Consider the following 2,648-nt stretch of genomic DNA (forward strand, 5'->3'; position numbering starts at 1 on the left):
TTCTAATAACCATTAATAACCCAAATCTTCGAATATAAACGGTATTTAAGGTACCAACTGACCTACCAGACTCTTATAAATGAGTTCAACAGATAATCTAAAATAATATCTAGTATGAAAACAAAATTATTTTCTTTCGTTTTGATGTTTACAGCCATTGTAAGTTTCGCGCAACAAGATGCTCAATTCACGCAGTACATGTACAACACAATCAATATTAATCCCGCTTACGCAGGATCTAGAGGTGCTTTGAGTATTTTTGCCTTGCATCGTACCCAATGGGTAGGACTTGATGGGGCGCCGGTAACTAACGCTCTTTCACTTAACACACCGCTAAACTCAAGTAATGTCGGCTTAGGTATTTCTTTCATTAATGACAGAATAGGTCCCACGAATGAGAATACAATCTCGGCTGATTTTTCCTATACCGTGCCGACTTCCGAAACATTTAAACTTTCCTTTGGTATCAAGGCGACTGCTAATTTATTTGATTTGGATGTAAACCAATTAAACCCCGTGGATGATGACCCCACTTTACGCAATTTTGAAAATAAATTCTCGCCAAATATTGGAGCGGGTCTTTACCTGCATTCCGATAAAGCTTATATAGGATTTTCTGTTCCTAATTTCATAGAAACCAACAGATTTGATGATAATGAAGTGGCCATATTCAAAGAAAAAATAAATTACTATCTGATTGCCGGATATGTATTTGATTTCAATAATTCCATTAAATTTAAACCCGCTGTATTGACCAAAATGGTTGAGGGTGCTCCTCTTCAGCTTGATGTTTCTACAAACTTTATGTTCAATGAAAAATTTGTMGTCGGAGTGGCCTACAGATGGAGTGCCGCMGTAAGTGCCATGGTTGGATTTCAAGTTTCACAGGGTATGTATATAGGATACGGGTATGATCATGAAACAACTTCATTAAACAACTATAATTCCGGGTCACATGAGATTTTTCTGCGCTATGAATTATTTAATAATAATGGTAAAATTATAACCCCTAGATTCTTCTAAAAAAAAACTATTATGAAAAATAATATACTCCTTTACCTAACAATAATAAGTGTTTTTTCTTGCASCGTTTATTCCCAAAAAGCAAGATTGGAAACCGCTGATAAAAAATATGACAACTATGCTTATGTAGATGCCATAAAAACCTATGAAAGAGTTGCCGAAAAAGGGTACAAGTCCGCYGATATGTTCAAAAAATTGGGCAACGCCTATTACTTTAATGCCGAACTCGATAAAGCGGCCAAATGGTATGGCGAATTRTTTGCCATGGATACCACCAATTTAGAACCWGAATATTATTATCGCTATGCSCAATCATTACGWTCTGTTGGTCAGAATGACAAGGCAAATGAAATGGTGGAGTTATTCAGCCAAAAATCAGCAAACGATATTAGAGGAAAACTCTTCCTGCAAAATCCGAATTATTTAGATGCCATAAAAGCAAATTCTGGAAGATATCAAATAGAAGATGCAGGTATTAATTCGATATACTCCGATTATGGAACGGCTTTGTATTCAAACAAAATTGTTTTTGCTTCAGCAAGAGACACCGGAAGTTTAGGACAACGCAAACACAAATGGACCAATCAATATTTTACCAATTTGTACACCGCTGATTTAGAAGAYAACATGGCTCCRGGTGTTCCTAAAAAGCTGGATCCTGCGATAAATTCAAAATTTCATGAAGCTACGCCTGTCTTTACCAAGGATGGAAAAACAATATATTTTACCCGAAACAACTATCTTAACGGCAAGAAAGGAAAAGACGGAAATGACATTACTTTAATAAAAATTTACAAAGCCACTTTAGAAAATGAGAAATGGGTAAATATAACCGAACTGCCTTTTGTCAGTGACAATTACAGCACGGCGCATCCTGCTTTAAGTCCGGATGAAAGAACGCTGTATTTTGCTTCTGATATGCCCGGTACAACAGGCCAGTCTGATTTATTCAAAGTAAAAATTAATGATGATGGCTCTTTTGGAACTCCGGAAAATTTAGGAAATACTATCAATACCGAGGGACGCGAAACATTTGCATTTGTAAATGATGAAAACGAAATCTACTTTGCCTCAGATGGACATCCCGGTCTTGGAGGACTCGATGTCTTTGTAGCCAAAATAAATGATGACGGCACTTTCGGTACGGTGCAAAATTTGGGAGCGGATGTGAATTCCCCTAAAGATGATTTTGCCTATTTAATTGATACAAAATCCAGAAGAGGTTTTTTCAGTTCCAACAGAGACGGTGGTCAGGGTTATGATGACATTTATAAATTCTTAGAAACCAAAAGACTGATTTGTGAACAGGTTTTATATGGCGAAATAACCGATATAGCTACTACAGAAGTACTTCCAAATGCTAAATTAACCTTATACGACAGTCAGTTTAATATGGTTAGTACAACTACTTCTGATGACAAAGGCAATTATACTTTTGCTGTAGAATGTGGACAAAACTACAGTGTCAGAGCTGAAAAAGCAGACTACACCACCAAAGAAGAAAAAATAACTATTGCAACAGTCAATGGAAAAACCCACTTGCCAATCGCTTTGGAAAAAGCACAATGTAAAGTAACTATTGGTGATGATTTGGGTAAATGCTTCAACATAAAAATGATTTATTT

At 36.2% G+C, this 2,648-nt stretch carries 2 protein-coding genes; both read left to right on the forward strand.

The genetic code is table 11. From position 1 onward, the window contains the following. Positions 1–114: 114 nt before the first annotated feature. Complete coding sequence (locus tag E0F89_RS16935) at positions 115–1,023, forward strand: PorP/SprF family type IX secretion system membrane protein (protein ID WP_131910892.1); 909 nt, start codon at positions 115–117, stop codon at positions 1,021–1,023. A gap of 12 nt (positions 1,024–1,035) precedes the next feature. Beyond that, positions 1,036–2,648: carboxypeptidase regulatory-like domain-containing protein (locus E0F89_RS16940; protein WP_131910893.1), on the forward strand; the 1,613-nt coding region annotated here is incomplete at its 3' end.

The organism is Flavobacterium caseinilyticum (assembly GCF_004349085.1).
GTDB classification, from domain to species: domain Bacteria; phylum Bacteroidota; class Bacteroidia; order Flavobacteriales; family Flavobacteriaceae; genus Flavobacterium; species Flavobacterium caseinilyticum.